The organism is Cutibacterium sp. 37298, from assembly GCF_023838685.1.
Lineage (GTDB): Bacteria > Actinomycetota > Actinomycetes > Propionibacteriales > Propionibacteriaceae > Cutibacterium > Cutibacterium acnes.
The window spans coordinates 641538-659599 of sequence record NZ_JAJNRJ010000001.1 but is presented as its reverse complement, the minus strand read 5'-3'; the positions used below and the strand labels follow the sequence as shown (position 1 = coordinate 659599).

Annotated in this window: 11 protein-coding genes, 1 tRNA gene, 1 other RNA gene and 6 pseudogenes; 10 read left to right on the top strand and 9 right to left on the bottom strand. The window is 59.0% G+C overall.

The genetic code is table 11. From position 1 onward, the window contains the following. Position 1 precedes the first annotated feature (1 nt). From LRP59_RS03075 to ffs, 6 genes are all read right to left on the bottom strand, one after another. On the bottom strand, positions 2-577 hold the full coding sequence (locus LRP59_RS03075; RefSeq protein ID WP_002512928.1) for a PadR family transcriptional regulator: 576 nt from the start codon (positions 575-577) through the stop codon (positions 2-4). 107 nt (positions 578-684) lie between these two features. After that, a complete protein-coding gene (recR, locus tag LRP59_RS03070; RefSeq protein WP_002512927.1) occupies positions 685-1290 on the bottom strand; it encodes a recombination mediator RecR in 606 nt (201 codons plus the stop codon). Between the two features lie 30 nt (positions 1291-1320). Then, the gene (locus LRP59_RS03065) at positions 1321-1644 is read right to left on the bottom strand and encodes a YbaB/EbfC family nucleoid-associated protein (RefSeq protein ID WP_002512926.1); all 324 of its coding nucleotides are present in this window, start codon (positions 1642-1644) and stop codon (positions 1321-1323) included. Between the two features lie 109 nt (positions 1645-1753). Beyond that, on the bottom strand, positions 1754-4600 hold the full coding sequence (locus tag LRP59_RS03060; RefSeq protein WP_002512925.1) for a DNA polymerase III subunit gamma and tau: 2847 nt from the start codon (positions 4598-4600) through the stop codon (positions 1754-1756). A gap of 94 nt (positions 4601-4694) precedes the next feature. Then, entirely contained in the window at positions 4695-5072 is a 378-nt protein-coding gene (locus LRP59_RS03055) for a hypothetical protein (RefSeq protein ID WP_002521063.1), read from the bottom strand. A gap of 37 nt (positions 5073-5109) precedes the next feature. Further along, positions 5110-5206: signal recognition particle sRNA small type (gene ffs, locus LRP59_RS03050), an RNA gene on the bottom strand. Positions 5207-5333: 127 nt separating this feature from the next. On the opposite strand from ffs, the pseudogene LRP59_RS03045 reads away from it, so the two are divergent. The 6 genes and pseudogenes from LRP59_RS03045 to LRP59_RS03025 all read left to right on the top strand — a co-directional run bounded on the left by LRP59_RS03045 (position 5334) and on the right by LRP59_RS03025 (position 9543). Then, positions 5334-5698 (top strand): annotated as a pseudogene (locus LRP59_RS03045) (RNA-binding S4 domain-containing protein). Positions 5699-5777: 79 nt separating this feature from the next. After that, positions 5778-5862 (top strand) — tRNA-Ser (locus LRP59_RS03040). Positions 5863-6066: 204 nt separating this feature from the next. Further along, positions 6067-6789, top strand: a complete 723-nt coding sequence (locus tag LRP59_RS03035; protein WP_002512922.1) for a hypothetical protein — start codon at positions 6067-6069, stop codon at positions 6787-6789. Between the two features lie 119 nt (positions 6790-6908). Beyond that, positions 6909-7385, top strand: a pseudogene (locus LRP59_RS12205) (type IV secretion protein Rhs); the annotation flags it as partial. Next, positions 7361-9116 (top strand): annotated as a pseudogene (locus tag LRP59_RS03030) (type IV secretion protein Rhs); the annotation flags it as partial. The pseudogenes LRP59_RS12205 and LRP59_RS03030, both read left to right, overlap by 25 nt. Continuing rightward, positions 9098-9543, top strand: a pseudogene (locus tag LRP59_RS03025) (hypothetical protein). The pseudogenes LRP59_RS03030 and LRP59_RS03025, both read left to right, overlap by 19 nt. A 613-nt stretch (positions 9544-10156) precedes the next feature. On the opposite strand, the gene LRP59_RS12200 reads toward LRP59_RS03025, so the two are convergent. The 3 genes and pseudogenes from LRP59_RS12200 to LRP59_RS03010 form a co-directional block, all read right to left on the bottom strand. Continuing rightward, positions 10157-10645, bottom strand: a complete 489-nt coding sequence (locus tag LRP59_RS12200) for an LppM family (lipo)protein (RefSeq protein ID WP_002512919.1) — start codon at positions 10643-10645, stop codon at positions 10157-10159. Positions 10646-11131: 486 nt separating this feature from the next. Continuing rightward, positions 11132-11978: pseudogene (locus LRP59_RS03015) on the bottom strand (hypothetical protein). Continuing rightward, positions 11965-12146 (bottom strand): annotated as a pseudogene (locus tag LRP59_RS03010) (ABC transporter ATP-binding protein). Before LRP59_RS03010 ends, LRP59_RS03015 begins: the two co-directional pseudogenes overlap by 14 nt. Positions 12147-12411: 265 nt before the next feature. Here LRP59_RS03010 and LRP59_RS03005 point away from each other — a divergent pair. The 4 genes from LRP59_RS03005 to LRP59_RS02980 all read left to right on the top strand — a co-directional run bounded on the left by LRP59_RS03005 (position 12412) and on the right by LRP59_RS02980 (position 16772). Beyond that, entirely contained in the window at positions 12412-14274 is a 1863-nt protein-coding gene (locus tag LRP59_RS03005; protein ID WP_002512914.1) for a DUF6531 domain-containing protein, read from the top strand. Then, positions 14207-15544, top strand: a complete 1338-nt coding sequence (locus LRP59_RS12195) for an RHS repeat protein (RefSeq protein ID WP_002521053.1) — start codon at positions 14207-14209, stop codon at positions 15542-15544. Before LRP59_RS03005 ends, LRP59_RS12195 begins: the two co-directional genes overlap by 68 nt. A 10-nt stretch (positions 15545-15554) precedes the next feature. Beyond that, complete coding sequence (locus tag LRP59_RS02985) at positions 15555-16316, top strand: RHS repeat protein (RefSeq protein WP_002512912.1); 762 nt, start codon at positions 15555-15557, stop codon at positions 16314-16316. 174 nt (positions 16317-16490) lie between these two features. Next, entirely contained in the window at positions 16491-16772 is a 282-nt protein-coding gene (locus LRP59_RS02980) for a hypothetical protein (protein ID WP_002512911.1), read from the top strand. Positions 16773-18062: the final 1290 nt, after the last annotated feature.

Below are 18062 nucleotides of genomic sequence, written 5' to 3'. Positions count from 1 at the left end.
TTCAGGCTTCCTGGACGACCTTAGAGCCGTCAATCACTGGCTCGACGGGCTGATGGGGGCGGGCGTGAGAAGCCTGTATTGCCTTGGATTCGCAGTGGTCAAGCCAACGGATCTCTGCCTCGGCGGCGAAAATCATTCCATCAACGAGTAGCTGACCGGCGAGGTCGTCCTCTGCGACACTACGGCGGGCCTGACGACACTCTTGCAACTGGTGCATGGTGGCGTGACGCTGATCCTGGATGAGGGTGGCGACGTCAACATCTTTCGACGTAGCCGCCAGGGCGATCTTGATGGCCAATTCATTGCGAGGCGGGTTGGCTGGGGCGATCGGGGTAGTGAACCATCGACGCACTTCCTCGCGGCCCTTCGGACTGATGGTGGCGATAACCCTGCCATCAGGGGTCTCCTCTCCGCGGTAACACAACCCGTCACGCTCAAGACGGTCCAACGTTGTGTAAACCTGTCCAATGTTCAAGGGCCAGGTATGATTTGTGCGCCGATCGAACTCGTTTTTGATCTCATACCCGTGACGAGGCTTCTCAGCCAGTAAGGCGAGGATGGCGAACTTGATGGACATGTAACCTCCGGGTGCCGTGCTTCGATCTCGACCAATAGTCGCATACGCAATATTCGTCGGTCAAGGACTTATCCGACCTTTGACCACTTAGTGAGACACAGCGTTAATCAGGCACCAACCCCCACATGGAGACGTCCCTCGAAGGCGCGCCCCAGGGTGACCTCGTCGGCGTATTCCAGATCGCCGCCAACCGGCAAACCAGAGGCTAGTCGGGACACCGTCACGCCCATGGGCGCGATGAGGCGAGAAAGATACGTTGCCGTTGCTTCCCCCTCAAGGTTCGGGTTGGTGGCCAGGATCACCTCGGTAACGGTTTCGTCAGCCAACCGCTGGCACAATTCACGGATGTGGAGATCAGCTGGACCTTTTCCGTCTAACGGCGAGATCGCTCCGCCAAGAACGTGATACAGACCACGGAATTGTCGGGTACGCTCCACAGCAATAACGTCTTTGGACTCCTCAACAACACAGATCATCGACTGGTCCCGACGCGGATCACGGCAGTACTGGCACACCTCGTCGGAAGAGACATTAAAACAAATCTTGCAGAACTTGGCCTTCTCTTTGACCTCGCGCAGGGCGTCGGCCAGTTCATTGGCTTCCTCCGCAGGAGCGTCGAGGATATGAAAAGCGATCCGCTGCGCACCCTTCGGCCCGATCCCCGGTAGCCGAGAAAGGGCGTCAATGAGTTCTTGCAGCGGACCGTCGTACATCGATTCTCCTGTCTAGTGTGCTGGGGTAGCTCACAGCCCAAGGCTGGGCATCTGAGGCATGAGAGACTGCTGCATGGCGCGGGCCTGGCCGGTGGCGTCCTTGACGGCAGCCACAACGAGGCCCGCAAGGGTCTCGGCGTCGGTGTCTTCGAGGGCTTCGGGCGCGATCGTCAGCGCATCGAGTTCACCGGTTCCAGTAACCGTGGCGCGAACAAGGCCACCTCCAGCGGTGCCCTCGAAATTGCTCTCCGCGAGTTGGTTCTGGGCCGCTTCAAGCTGGTTCTGGACAGACTGAGCCTGCGCGAGCAAGGCACCCATGTCAAGTCCCCCGAGGTCGAATCCTCCAGTGGTCATAGTGTCTCCCGTATGTGTGGCCCCTGGTCCTCGCCGGTGGGGCGGTGTCGTCATCCACAGTAGCCGTCGGTAACGACGAGATCTTGGGTTGATATGTTCCCGCTCGCATTCATCTGGCGGTTGAGTCACCGTCAGTGTCTATGACGACCCCACCTAGCTCGCGCATGATGAGGTCAATCGGGCTCTCGTTGGACTCCTCCACAACGGTGTCGTCCCACTCCCCGCCGTCATCAGGCGGCTCCTCGACCTGGGCTGGCCGCGAAGTCACCTCAAGAGGGCGAACACTTCCTTTAGCGCGTTCACTCCAACGGTGCACAGTACTGGCCGCAGCAGCGGAGGGACGGCCTTGCGAGGATGCGCCACCGGGAGCGATCTGCCGCGCAGACTCAGCGCGTCCGGCAGCCTCGACGTGATCCTGGCCTGGCACCAGATCGGGTTTAGGATCGGCAGCTCCACCGCTGTCAGGGTCTGGGGCGCCAACTATGGGTCCCGATTCCACGACCTCATCGCGGACATCTGCGGACTGGTCCTCGGTCGTGGCATCAGGGGCAGAATCGTCGTCCCCGGCCTCGCTGGGATGGGAGCTGGTCACCGGCGGGGGTGGCGCATCCTCTGAAACGTCGTCGGAAATCGCCTGACGGTCACCCGGTCGGCCCTGAGGATCCCGACCGGGATGAGTAGGGTCCGACAGTTCGCCACCCCGCGTCGAGTCTTGATGGTGTAGCCCTTCCTCCCAGGGATCGTCACCCGGTGGTTCCTGGGCAGCTGGTTCACTCTGAAACTCAGCAGGATGGGACTCGGGGCGGACGGCGGCCGGAGGCTCCCCGACGACCGCAGTGAAGGCCAGATCCACTCCCAGCACCTTCACAACGGCGTCATGCAAGACCTTCGGGTAATTACCGGCAGCGAAATTTTCCCGGGCTCCGATATTAGAGAATCCCAAGGTGGCCTGATTACCGTGAACCTCAAGCACCTGGGCGTACTGATTGAGGACCATCCATGCGACACGTCCGCCATCCTTGACGGCTTCGAGGACCTGCGGCCACTCGCGACGCAAGGTGGTGATGTTTATGGCATCGTCGGCGCGACCGCCTTGTTCGGCGGAAGGCTGTTGAGGTTGGGCCGGTGGGGAGTCCTGACGATCCCGCTGAGACGGCTGGTGGTCCTGAGGTCTGGGTTGCTGGCGCTGACTGGTTGACGGACCGCCCTGCTGCCTTGGTCCCTGCGACATCTGACCATCATCGCCGTGCTGGTTGGACGGCGGCTGTTCAGCAAGCTGATTGCCGGGCCGGTAATCCTTACGGCTGGGACGTGGACGCCCAGATGGACGCTGTCCGGGCGACGGGGCGTCGTGGTGTTCTGGCGCGGACCGACGCTCCGGGTTTTGAAGGTTCTCCGCTGGCCAGTGCTGAGGAGGACCAGCCTGCTGTGGTGTGTCCGTATAGCGAGGGGGAGGCTGGGCGGTGACCGGACGCTCAGCACGTTCGACCTCCTCAACGGGGCCAGAGACGCCGATCCTCCTCTCTAACCGCTCCAAACGTGCATGGATTCCACGACCATCCGTGTCGGCTCCGGGTAGGAGAATCCGCGAGCACATCAGCTCTAGATGAAGCCTGGGGGCGGTAGTGCCACGCATATTCGTCAGCCCAGTGGCCAATACTTCGGCAGCACGCGTGAGCTCGCCTGCGCCGAAACCGGCGACCTGATGAGTAAGCCGGGTGGCCTGCTCCGGTGAGACATCGATGAGTCCGCTCCGGCAGGCGTCAGGGACCGCCGAGACGATGACGAGGTCGCGCATGCGACGCAGCAGGTCCTCAGCGAAACGGCGAGGGTCCTGACCTACCTCGATGACCTTGTCGATCGTGGCAAAAACCTGGTGGGCGTCCCCGGCGGCGAAGGCGTCGACGATCTCGTCCAGGAGAGCCTCTGGGGTGTAGCCGAGGAGGGCCGCCGCCTGCTCGTAGCTAACGTGACCGTCAGCAGCACCGCCGAGAAGCTGATCGAGCACCGAAAGGCTGTCTCGCACCGACCCACCACCGGCACGCACCACCAGCGGCAGGACGGCATGGTCGACGTCGATCCCCTCCTTGCCGCATAGCTCAGCCAGATAATCGACGAGCACCTTCGGCGGCACAAGGCGGAACGGGTAGTGGTGAGTCCGGGAGCGAATCGTCCCGATGACCTTTTCCGGTTCTGTGGTGGCGAAGATGAACTTGACGTGTGGCGGGGGCTCCTCGACGAGTTTCAGCAAGGCGTTAAAGCCCTGCGGGGTGACCATGTGGGCCTCATCGATGATGTAGATCTTGTAACGCGAATGCACTGGGGCGAAAAAGGCGCGTTCGCGTAAATCACGTGCGTCATCGACCCCGCCGTGGGAGGCAGCGTCAATCTCGATGACGTCAATCGATCCGGGTCCACCACAGGCCAGGTCGCGACAGGACTGACACGTTCCGCAGGGAGTCGGCGTCGGGCCCTGCTCACAGTTCAGCGCTCGGGCAAGAATGCGGGCGGTCGTCGTCTTGCCACAGCCACGTGGCCCTGAAAACAAGTAGGCATGGTTGACGCGGTTATTAAGGATCGCGCGCTTGAGAGGCTCAATGACGTGATCCTCACCAATAACCTCATCGAAGGTCTCCGGACGGTAACGCCGGTAGAGGGCCAGCGGAAGCTCTGGAAGATCGTCATCGGGGTTGCTGTCAGGGGTTTCCCCGATTAATTCCTGAACCCGCTCAATGACGTCAGCGCCATCCTCCTCGTCCTCGTCTGTCTCGAGGCCGTCGGGTTCCTCAGGGGTCTCGGGGCCGTCCAGCAGCCCTGGATCGCGCGGATCCGAGGGAAGGTCGTCATCAGGGGTAGCTTCGTCAGGAGGCATGACGGGGCGCGGCGACTCCTCGTCACCAAAAAGATCCGGACCGTCTTGCCCGAAGACCTCAGGCTCAACGGCCTCATTCTCCATGCCCGGTTCAGGCACCCTCTCATCCACGGTGAAAACCCTAGTTGACGGCTGCGACACATTCTCATCGGTCCGCCCAGCTCCGCGCGGAACACCCTCAGCCAAAGAAAACCAGCAAGAAGCTGATCACCGTCACAACAGCGAAGGTGGCCCACGCGATCTGAACCGCAGAGCGCACCGGGTGGCCGAGCCGCTTAGCTTTACGGCCGCACGAGGTGGTCACGAGCGGGGGAATGAAGAAGGCCACAACGTCTAGGCCGACGACTGTCCAGGTCAGCCAGGTCGGCACACCGCTGTCGTGAAGCTGGGGGTAACCGAGATTGGCCGGCAGCATTGTTTGAGCCATCATTCCGATGATGCCGGCGACGATAAAGAGCAACAGCGAGCACCAAGTGATACCTGCCCAGATGGAACCAGCACGGTCGGTCGTGATGATGCGTCGCTGATCGTCCATAGCGACCCTCCTCCCGGGCATTGATCGAAACCTTATAAGGCACGGCTGCCGCGGACATGAAAAGGGCTCCCCGCGCACCCGGTAGAGCCAACCTACCCTTGCTACCTCTCGGTCCTGGGGGAGTTCAGTCAGGTGCCGCCGCACGGGGAACCGGGTTCCACTTTAACCGACGCCCTGCCCGGGGAACAACCCGTGGCAATGCTGCGCGAATCATCATCGGCTGCAACAACGCGTGACTCGCCATAGCATTGCTGACACGTTTTCCACGGCAAGGGAGGCATCATGACGAGGATCGACGTGTGGCTGTGGTCGGTGCGCGTCTATAAGTCCCGGTCGTTGGCTACCGCCGCCGTCAAGGGCGGCCACATTCGCCTCAATGGAGACCCGGTCAAACCCTCCCACGCCGTGAAACCCGGCGATACCGTCACCGTCCACACCCCCGGATGGGACCGGGTTCTCCAGGTCATCAACCCGATCACGAAAAGAGTCGGCGCCAAACTCGCGGTCGAGGCTTACGAAGATCTGTCAGCCCCCGACCCGCCTACCTCTCTGCTCCCCTCGCCCGCCGCGACCGTGGGGCTGGACGACCCACCAAGAAGGATCGTCGCGAGATCGATCGGCTCCGAGGCCGGGACTCTCGCTATTGAGGACTCTTCGCCCGGCCCAACACACCACGGCTCGCGGCCGAATTGGCGCCACGCGTCAAATCCATGTACGCTACTTTGCGGAGGATTCGCCTAGAGGCCTATGGCGCTCGCTTGGAAAGCGGGTTGGGTTCACGCCCTCACGAGTTCGAATCTCGTATCCTCCGCGGCAAGTCCGCCTTTCGGTCTATCCGGGGGCGGACATTTTCATTTGAGTTCACTGCATTCTGCCAGGGACCATCGCAAAATAGTACTTCGGGTTTTCAGCCAACGTCACTCGCTCACTCCTCAAGGCCGGTGGTTATGCCCCGTCATAAAGAGCGGGTATATTTCTCCGCGCATAAATCAAACGGCGCAAAGGTAACCACAGAATGACCAAGAAATTGACGAAAACCTGTTTGCTGGGCATGGTCGGCATCATGGCGATCGGCCTTGCAGCGTGCGGGGACAAGACAAACTCGTCATCCGATACCCCCGCAAACCCCTCGCCGTCCACCAAGGCGGTCAAGCGAATTAGCAAGGACGACTTCACCAAGGCGTTCTCCCACAAGAAGATCGATGGCCACATGTTTGTCATCCAGGACGACTCTCAGCTCAGGCCCGTTGTGGACAATCTCGACAAGACGCTCAGCCAAGCGAAGATCTCCCCAGCTGGATGCGATGCGGCTCTCAGGCAGTCCTCCCTCGGCCTCACTTCACACGAGATCAGCGACACTCTCGTGGCCGTCAGTGACAAACCATCCACACGAATCATCGTCACCACGACCATGTCCGACCGACAGAAGAAGGCATACAAATCACAAGAAGAACAAACTTCCAGGTGTGGTCATACCACGTTGTCCACGCAAGGTGTCAATCACGGCCTGGAAATAAACATCAAGGCGTCACCCATCAAGGGTTACGAAAATATCTCCAAACAAGCCGCTCTTTTCGATCTCTCCATCAAAAGGAGTACCGGAACCTCTGATCACGGCTATCAGGCATACATCTGGCTCAACAATGATCAGGCGATCCGCATCTTCGGACGAGACGCCGGAATAGTCAAGTCCACGCTGCAGTCAGCCACCAAAGCACTGGGAATCGCCAAGAAGTGACACAGGACGTATAGCAGCCCTCAAAAGTCTAGCGCCTGCCGACTGCGCTCAGGACATGCCGGCAGGCCAGACAGTGGAGCATCACGCTGCACTTTGCCCAAAGAGCAAGGGAGCATTCAGTGGTCGATTTCAGTGTTTTCGGCGACTACCAGAATCCCGTAGAATTCAATTTCTCAACAGCCGAGGGGTTCTCTAGCCAGCTGCGTTGGACCTCACAACGCATAAACATTTTTGACGCGCGAACGTCGCTTGTTGAGTCCATCGCCTCACGAGAGTTTCGGGGATTCTTCGCGACTGTCTTCACACAGAACATCCACGTGTGTTCCGCGGACGCTATGGCGTTGTCAGAGGCATTGACCACCGCCGCCGACATGGTGGACTATCTTGCCGAGCAAGCTCGGTTAGAGAATAAGCGACGCCAACAGGTTCGCGATTTCGCTGCGCAACATGACGATTTTGGTGACCATGTGCGCGATTTCTTCACCGGCGTCGATGTTCCGCCCAACCTCACTCCTGCCGAGTCTCCCTCCCCCCAGCTGCTCCATCCGCCTGTGACAGGAGATCGTCAGCAGGATCGGTCGATTCCAGCTCGCTCACGTCCGCCGACGGCCTTGATGGATCGAGCCGCCGATGGGTTTATGACACGGCGGGACGGCTCGTCACCACGACGTGTCAGGACGCCGGCACCAGTCAGATCTGTCACTACGACTACGACCTCGCCGGCGAACTCGTCAGCACGGTGACGCAATTGGGGCCTGGTGACAGCACGGTAGAGACGCACTACCAGTACGACCCATGCGGCCGACGAATCAAGGCTGCATCCTCGGCTGGGATACGCGAGGAGTTCAGGTGGGATTCACGGCGCTGGCTGGCGGGAGTGATGACTCTCCGAGCAGGTCGCTCACAGGAATTTGCCACACATGTCGACGCTTTCGGATGTCTGACCGACGTGTCCGGTCCTGCCGGACGAACCCCGATTGCGTGGGATCTTGCGACCGGTGAATCTCGGTTAGTACAGGTTGGCGACATACCAGCACTGCCACTCCCCGACGGCAGTGTTCTGACACCAGTGAGCGCAGACAGCGATCAGGATGAGCCGTGGCGTCGCCCAGCCACCGATCCCCTCGACCCGTATACGTTGATCCAGGAACACCTGACGGCGGACATCAGTATGACGGGAGGTCATCTTGGTGTAGCTGGTTTGGCATGGATGGGAGCGCGCGTTTATGACTCCACCACGGCGAGTTTCCTGACCATTGACCCGCTTGCGGCGCCACCAGGATCCTTGTGGGAGGCCGCCAGCTACGGTTACGCCGCCACCAATCCCCTTGCGCTAGCCGATCCATTAGGCCTCAGACCCGTCACTGATGCCCAGATGCGCCAATTCGCTAGCACTATTGACACCCGAAACCTGTGGGACCGCCACATCCGCAACGTGTTCTCGTGGGAGACCCTCGGGGGTATTGCTCTGGCCACCGCCGGAGGACTCCTGATGTGTTTTGGGGCTGAGGTGCCCGGGGCGATGCTGATCGGCGCCGGAGGCGACATGGTTTTCCAGCAAGTCGTACGCGGCCACGTCGACTATGGGGAGTGTTGCCTTGTCCGGAGCGTTGGCACCTACGGGAGGCTCGGGACTCAGCGAAATCGCAGGTCTCGGAACTCGAACTCTCCTCACCCGCGGGATAGAAGCCGGCACAACCCAAGGCTACGTGATGGGCAACTACCACTGGGTAACATCACCCGGGCCCCACAACGCCGAAACCTACCTAGAGCAAGTAGGCGGAGAAACACTCAGCGGCGCCGCCTTCGGAGGCATCACCGCCACGATAGGAGGAAAAGCATACGACACACTCCCAGACTCAATACCCACCGGACACTTCGGACCCCATAACACAACCCTTGGAGTTAGGAAAGAGCCAACATCCTTCGTCGCCCGCTACCAGAGAAATGGCCAGTTAAACCTAAGTCAGGCAACGTCATTCCGCGGGGCCACATTCAAAAGCAAGATCGCCATAAAACCCATCACAACTTACCGTAGCTGGAGTAATCCAACCTACGAGGTAGGCGGCTACGTGTCCCGGACACGACCAGCGGGACCCCTCCAAACTCAACTCGACCTAGCACTGGCCCCTCAGTGGGGAAACAAGGCCAACCACATCTCCGAATACGAGATACCACAATTCACGCCATTCTACGAAGGTGCAGCCGGAGTGCAACCCGTCAAAGCCATCGACGGCTCAGACACCTTGGATCAGTTACCCGGAGGCGGAAACCAAATACTTATCATCGACAAGCAGGTACTAGACCAATGGAAAACGAAGAAATAGAGGCACCATCCAGAACCATTAACCTTTCGGAAATCAGACCGCTCGTGCTAGGAAAATGGTCCCAAATTTACGTCGATTCTAAATGCACCGGCAGACCAGGAGATCTGTCATTTATGCCATCCAAATACGACTACATTCCGGATACACAACTGAAAATTCAGATGGTCGAGCCATTTCTCTTAAGTATCCAAAACCTATTTCCGCAATACAATCCGTAAAATTTGTTCGCATATACAGCGCTGAAACCATATCGTTCTCCTGCATAAACCATCAGGACAACACGAGCGGGATAACTGGATCAGACTATGTTGACATATTCGACTGCACGAATCGCACTATCCTTAATGATTGGTCGTGGGCCTTCAGCCACAAACCCGTCGTACCCAAGTGGTGGCACCACATCGTCCCCAAAACGTGGCTACGCTAACAGTAAACCAAACATCAAACAGCGAAAGGAAACTTCGCAAGCCGGAGAAAAGCAAGATCCACCAGAAAATCACAACAGGGCACGCCAACTACGCAGAGAATACCCTGTTAGATCCGCTATCACTGGTGGACGAACCCGAACCCTACTCACCTGCGGCATAGAAGCCGACACAACTCAACGATTCATCACAGGGAATTACCACAGACCACACCGGGGCGAGCACCGCCCCGGGTGCGCACCTATCTTGGATTGGGTTCCTCGTTAAACCCTGAAGTGTTCGTCGAATTTGCACTCCACGGGTCCCCGATGTAACGACCATCCTGCATATAAGGTTGGTTGCCCCCGGAATTCATCGATTCCCCATACTGGTGACCGTCCTGACCCGGAGCCTGCCATTCTTGGGGCTGCGGCTGCCCGTATCCCGGGTACTGCGCGGTCGCAGTTGCCCCGCCAGACTTCGCCCGCTTTTTCTTCGCACGTCGCTTATTACCAAAATAGGAGGCAATACCCGCAATGAGGCCAATGATCCCCCCTCTGATGCCATGCCTCCCGAAGCCCTTCCAGAATGACGGACCCGCCGTCGCAGCACCGGTAGGTCGCTCGCCCACAGCCTTCAACCCTGATGTAGAGTCTTGATATCGGTCCACGTGACAGTATTGCCGTCAACACTGCTTGAACCCGAGTGGCTGATCACCTTACCAGGGAACGTCACCGAGACTTTAAAGGCACCTACCTTGATTTTATCAAGCCGAGCATCCTTGAAAAACTTCCTACCAATAGATAGTGACACCTTGTCCGCATCAAAAGCCAATCCCAATCCAGCGCCCCGCGCGTCATCTGCAGTGGTGGTCATCGTGAATTTGCAGCCAACGTATTCCTTGTCCTCGACGAACTCAGCTTTTACGCCGTGTTGCTTGTCGGAGGCAGACACATCGAACGTCTTGTCGCAATCGGAGAAATCTGAGAGCTTCTTCCCTGCCTCCTCTAGATCTGCTCTAGAGACACCGTAGACGAACGTGGAGCGGACGTGATCCTCGTCTCTAATCTCCATACCATAATTGAATTTCGCGGCACCCATGACGACAGGAGCAAGCAAAACCACCAAACAGCACCTCACCGGGCGCGGCAGATTGAACATAGCCATATTAAATCATGAATAGGAGACCTGTGCCTTCAGGTTTGAGCGTGGCGCTCACGGCTCGACCTGGCAAGCAGTCGACGGTCACCACGACAGTCCCCTTGTCATCGCAATGATCAGGTGACGGAATCATGGCACTGAGATAAGTGAGCGCCTCAGCATGGGTATCAAAAATTTCTGATGTTCCGAACACAAACGCCGTCCAGTCGTACTACGGCCTACTTGGGCCTCGTGTTCTCAGTCAACATCAGTGATGGTAGCTTCAGGAGGCGCAAAGCGACGATGACACAACTCCTCGAATATACGAAAGCACGCCAACCCACAGTCAAAGCGAACTCCTCGATAAAACACATCACCACAAACTGGGGCCACGCGCTGTCCCAATCAACTCTGAATCGGCCCATGGAAACCTTTCCCAAAGACCACTAACTTCATTTTCAACGGACACCGTCACGATCCACCGGCAACAATGGTAATCGGGGTCTCCTGCACCTGATAATTCCCGATCTCTGCACCGATGCTGCACGAAGCCGGATGCAGAGCACTCACGTCGTGACCGTCCGGAGTGATGGACACTGCACCCGAACAACGATCCGTAAGCCGAACGTTCTCCAACTTATCTCCTGTGATGTCGGTGAGGATGCTCGTCGGATTTGAGCTGAAAGGCGTGGTGTAGATCGGCGTCATCTCGTTCTCTCCGCCCGGCCAGGTGCCCAGGATCGTCACCGGGATCGCGGATCCTTCCTTGACTCGCGGGGGGTATCTTGATCCGCATCGTTTGCAACCGTTGCAAAGAATACGCAGTTGAGGTAACAGCGTCATTGTTCAGTGCCTTGTCGGTAGCTTGCTGCTGATTTTGCAGCCAAGTCTGCAGGTTTGACTGATTGCTGATCGCCGCTTCCGTCGCTGGGAATTTCGCCGTGACGGTCACCGGCTCCTCCTGTGGGAGAGTCTTCAGCGTGATCGTCCACCCACATTTGGCATCAATCGAAGTGAGCGCCGGACTATGCGGCACAACTTTGGCAGTGTCATCCCATGTAGCATCAGGGCAGGAACGGGCTGACGTGACCGCCTCGAGGACGTCTCCGCTCAGCGGCTGCTTGATAGTGCGATAGGTGAGGGAGTATTTCAATGTTCCCTTGTTGACCGTCGCCGCCGGGTGTCTCGGCAGACGTACACCCAGCAAGTCCCCGTCATAATCAGCATCTGGCACTAGCAGGACTCCCAGCCGGGACTTACGGATCTGCCCCGTCCAGTGGCTGTACAGGGTGCGCAGATCATTATTACGCCCAGCCACGATTAAACAGTAAAGGCGAGTCCGGAAGGGCCAGCACTCGTGCCAAGACCTGACTGTCGTCGGCAACCAGGTGCGCATCATCGATCAGGACGATGCATGGCTCGGGGCAGCGCTCTGAGTTTCCACCACGTCCACGAGTTGCTCGGGGGACATGACGCCAGGCAGCATCTAGATTCACAAGTGCGGGGTTATCTACCATCTGTGTTGTGTCTGTATTGTGAGAGTGTTGTGTATGTAATGTGAGGCTTCCGTGTCTGATACGAGTGGCGTGGGTGATTACCAAAATCCCGTCAAGTTTGATTTCGCGGTTCCGGCGAACCTGACCGGTGGGGCCCGGCTGATTCATGGAGCAAATCGGGGGTTGATGCCCGCGTCGGCGCTGGAAGCACTGTACGAGCACTTCTGCGCGAGTTGCCAGTATGGATCATTGACTGTGGGGGGCTTGTTTGGCCAGTACCAGCGGTGGATGGGCCTCAACGACGCTAATGTGGCGTGGTTGGAGGCAGTGGGCCGTGCATTTGCTGCCGCTGGCGGCTCCGGATCGGTGATATTGGCCGATGCGGCTTTGGAGGCCGGACTGCGATCTGCCGGAGTGAGTATGACGCGGGCAGATATTCAGGTGTCCTCGCCCATCTTGAGTGGGATTGATCCTGCCACTGGTTACATCGAGGACCCGGTGAACTCGGCAACCGGGAACTTCGTGCTCCCGGAAACGGATGTGGTCTTTGGCGGGCCGAGCCAGGGGCTGGCGATCTCCCGGATGTATAACTCGACGCTGGCTGCCGCCTACGATGAGCCCGAGGCGTGTGGGGTGTTAGGGCCTGGCTGGTCGACCATTCTGGATCAGCGTTTGATCATCGATGATGAGCAGGTGCGTTGGGTGCGCGATGATGGCCGCGAGATCGTTTTCCCTCTCACGGACCACGATGGTGCCAGCGGCTCCGCCGCTGCTGAGGGCTGCCATACCGTCGCGGGGCCTTGGCGTGCCGTCCAGGACAATGTGTGGATTTCCCGCGGCGATGCCGCTGATCTGGCCGTTCAGGCTGCTGACGTAGCTAGGCCTGTGTGGATCGTTGCCGACAACACTGGTAGCCGGTGGGTTTTCACCACTGAGGGAGCGTGGGTCGCCTCGGGGTCCGGTGCGGGCGATGGGGTGTGGATCGAACGCCATGATGGCGTGATCACTTCTATGCACTCCGAGTGGGGCCGGTCGGTGGATCTGTTCTACGCGCAGGGCCGTCTGGCTAAGGCCGTGGCCAGTGATGGTCGTAGCGTAAGCTATGCCTACGATTCCCAGGGTCGACTGGTAGAGGTAACCCGTCCTGACGGGGTTCACCACTACCAGTGGGACGGCTGGCTACTCAGCCAGGTTATCGATGCGTCTGGTGTGGCCCAGTGCGTCAACACCTTCGATGCGCTCGGCCGGATCCGCACCCAGCGCGATGCCACAGGACACCTAACACGGTTCACGTATCTTCCTGGTGGGGTAACCGTCGCCGATGACGGGCAGGGTCACCATTCCAATACGTGGATTAGTGATGCCCGGGGCCGTACCGTCGGGATCATTGATGCTGACGGGCAGCGCACTTCTATGCGGTATGACCGCTATGGCAACCTTGTGGGGGCTACTGATCGAGCGGGCAAGGTTATCCGTCACACCTATAACGAGCGGGGACATCGCACCCGCACCACACTGCCCACTGGCGGGGTCATTGAGTACAGCTGGGATGAGGCTGACCGGCTCACCACCATCTCAACCGCCGGCACACTCCGGGCACGCCTGGACTACGACGGCACGCAACTCACCCCGGTGCGCCTCGCCGATCCCCACGGCACTACGGTAACGATGTCGTGGGATCGGGGCCTACTACGCCACCTAACCGACGCTACTGGCGCCAGCATCAGTGTCGACTATGACAAATATGGCCAGATCATGGCCATCACGAACGGGGTCGGTGCCACATGGCAGATCAGCCACGATGAGGCCGGACAGATCAGCCAGATCCTCACTCCGCTGGGGTACCGCACCGAAATGACCCATGACCAGGCAGGCCGCCTGGTCGAGCGTATCGATCCGGACGGGGCCTGTTGGAGCTACGACTACGACGAGGCCGGACACCTTGAGACAGCCACAGCCCCTGATGGTGGACGCACCCGCTACACCTGGGGCCCTGATGGCCAGATCACCACGATCACTGACCCAACCGGCGCCACGACGACACTGGCGCATGACGAGGTGGGGGATCTGGCGGGGATCGGTCTACCCGACGGGGGCCAGCTGGGGATTCCTGCGTGACGCGATGGCCCGGCTGTGCGGAGTGAAGGACCCGGATGGGGCCCACTGGCGCGCCTCCTACAACATCATCGGAGAACTGACCTCGCTCACCGATCCCCCCGGGGTGAGTCTGCACGCCACTACTACCGCCCACCAGGCTCAGGTCACGAACGCCGCGGGTCGGGTGATAGCCGCCGATCAGTTCGATGATTATGGGCGCATCGTCTCACGCACCGATGTTTTCGGTGCCACCAGCAGCATCGACTACAACACAGCCGGTCTGCCAGCCGTGCTTACTGACCCCCTCGGTGCACCCACCCGGTTCGACTATGACCAGGTAGGACACCTGTCCGCCATCACGAGCCCCACCGGGCTGCAAGAGCGCTACTCCTACGACGCAGCTGGGCGCTTGGCTAGCACAACCGATCCGACCGGCGCGGTTACCCGCTACCTTTACGATGCCGATTCCCGACTAACTGGCATCATCGACCCCACCGGGGTTGCCACCGAGTACAGCTGGGACCCTGTGGGTCGGCTCGTCGAAACGCGTGCCGGCGAGGTCGTCACCTTTACCGCTGACTATGACGTGTGCGGACGACCCACGCGCACCTGGGATCCGGTCACCGGAACCCGGAACTTCCGTTACAACACCGCTGGCCGCCTCATCACGGCAGTCGATGCTGCCGGCCAAGTCCACCGCTACACCTGGGACAAACGCGGACGACTGGTCACCACCACCAACGCCGCCGCGCTGACCACCTATCGATACAACCAGCTCGACCAGATCGTCGAATCCACCGATCCCGCCGGCGGAACCCACCGTTACACCTGGAACCCGGCCGGGCGTCTCACCAGCCACACCGGCCCTGATGGCATCACGACCAGCTACGACACGCGCGGCGGGACAGAAACAGTCACCATTGACGGTCAGGTTTCTACCCGCAAGTGGTGGGACCTAGAGGCTCGCCAGCTTCACATCGACGACCACACCGACCCTGCGGCCCCTCTGCACCACACCATCAGTGTCGATGCGCGCGGGCTTGTTTGCGACCACACCACCACTGACGGTGACGGTAAGGTCATCAGCCGCCACCGCTGGGATTGGGATGGTGAGGGTCGTCTGACCCGCGCCGACGACACGCGCGCCACCGTGTCATATACCTACCGGGGTGATGGGCTACCCACCCGTATTACTCATTCCGCCTTAGGCGCGGCGAGTCTGGCGTGGGATAGTGCCGGGCGACTCACCGACGTCACCACCCCCGACCATCACGACCACTGGGGATCATGATGGCGGCCTGGTGTGTGGGTATGTCCACGATGGGCGCGTCACGCGTGTCGCCCGTGATGCTCAGGGGCGGGTTACCGGGATAGAGGGGCCATCAGGGCGTTGGAGTTACGGCTACAACGAGGCTGGGTCACTCATCAGCGCGACCGGGCCCCGCACACAACATAACTGGACTCACGACGCCTATGGCCGGCTCACCAGCCACGCCACATCCGGAACCGACACCACCTTCGCCTGGGACCAGGAAGGCCACCTGGCGCAGACGTGTACGCGTGCACACGGGCATGCCACTGCCACCCAGTATCGCTATGACGCAGCGGGACGGCGCGTCAGTGCGACCAGCTCAGACGGCCAGGAGGAGCGTTACTCCTGGGATGGACGGGGTTGGCTGTCTGACATCACCACCGACGCCACGACCGTATCGACTCACGTCGATGCATTGGGGCGCGCCAGTCGTATCACCACTAAGGGCCAGCAGGTACGAGTGGACTGGGACCTCGTGACCGGAGCCCCCACCTCGATTGATGGTCGTCCTGTGCTTCCCCTGCCCGGAGGACGCATCCTCGGTGCCACACCCATCGGCGATACCAACCTATGGCGTGAGGTCATGCCCACCGACCCTGACAACCCCTACCAACCAACGACGGTCGCTATTGAGGGTGTCCCCGAGACGATCAGGATGGCCGGGAACGCGCTAGTGGTTGATGGTCACCCTTGGTGGGAGCGCGCCTCTACGACCCAACTACCACCACCTTTTTGTCTCCTGACCCGTTAACCCCGCCCGCCGGCGCGCTATGGGCCAACAACCCCTACGACTACGCCAACAACAGCCCCCTCACCCTCACCGATCCTCTCGGGGACCCACCCCGTCACCGACGATCAACTAGCCGGCCTGACCCACCCCATCGGCACACTCGCACACTACGTCGCCAACTCCGTCAGCACACTCGTGCATCACATCACCGATCCGATCAGCCACTGGTGGACCGCCCACAAAGACCGGATCCTGTCTCCAGAATTCATCGGCGGAGCTTTAGCTATCGGTCTCGGTATTGCTGTGTCAGCGACCGGTGTTGGTGGCCCCTTTGGAGCTGCAATCATCTCCGGAGCCCTTTTCGGCGCTGGCTCGACGGCGGCCATAGAAAAGTGCACCACCGTCACGTCAACTGGCGGGATGTCGTGGTTTCTGGCCTTGTTGGGGGTTTCACAAATGGCTTTGGTAGCTGGGTGAGTAAAACGGCCCTCTTGACAAAAAATGCAGGACAGACAGTTGCAGGTCTCCGAGCGATGGCTGGTGTCAATGCGTTCACGGGTTCGGTGGGATCGACAATCTCCTACACTTTGTCCCCTGGACCAAAGAGTCTGCGTGGGTACGCTGGGGCTCTCATCTCCGGAGGAGTTGCAGGAGGCCTTGACGGTATGGCAGGACCAGCGACAGGATCAATAAGCAGGAATCTATCCAAGGAATCCTCACCGTTTACAGAGAAAGTCATTGAGCGTACGATAGGGTTCGGCGCCTCAGCAAGTGGATCAGTCATAAATAGCCCCGTCAGCGGAGAACACGTCTCCCTCGCTGATATCGGTAAAACAAGCGTAGTAGACCAGGCGGTATCATCTGCTGGATCCAGACTTTTCCCCGGCCAGCATGGAGTGGAGTCGATAGAAAGCAGTCGTTTTGGCGTGCGATCATTGCACGGCGTCATCAAGCCAACCGGGAAAAACGCACGGCGTCTTTGGGCTGAATCAGCAGGCGGAGCGGCCCTTGGGATAGGGACAAACTATTTATTAGATACATCCTCCGAAACATCCCAACGTTAGGAATCCACTATCCCGAAAGTCAAAATCGCGTGAATATAAAATTAACTTGGTTCAACGAAAAAATAGGCTTCGAGCCACACTCATCTACACCGCTATTCTTGTCGTCACCCTCTTAGTCATCCCAGCGCTCCAAAATGACATGGCGCGGCTAAATTCGTGGATTATAATCTTGCTCGCAGATTTCGCACTGGGCGCCGTTTTGCTCTACATTCCGGGAGTCTGGTCTTACGAGATTATTATCATGTATATACTTTGTGGCAGGGCGGTTCTCGTGAGATCGGGTAGCCCAGTTTCAGATCTACTGTGGTTAACCATAGTCTGGGCGTTGATTCAACCATGGTACTACTTCATAGCACGGAGAACAATACGGCGCTGCAACTCTAAGCTAGGGAGACACTGCTGGAAAAATAAGGATCTTTCGGTATGGGAAATTCAAAAATTCTTCATGCCATCCTATGTCTGCATTTCGCTCGTCATTGCAATTTTTGGTGTAGCTTTTCCTATGTTCGTGGGCGTCTCTCGACGCGAGATTATCCGAGATCTGTGGATGGGGCTACCCTGCGGATTTATCCTTGGCCTACTCCGCTACCACGAATTTCCTCTTATACTCGTTCTTATTTTCGGACCTCTCATTCTACTGCCATTTACCGGAAACTCTTACTCTCAAAACTCTTTGACCACCATGATGATAGCGTGCGGTAGC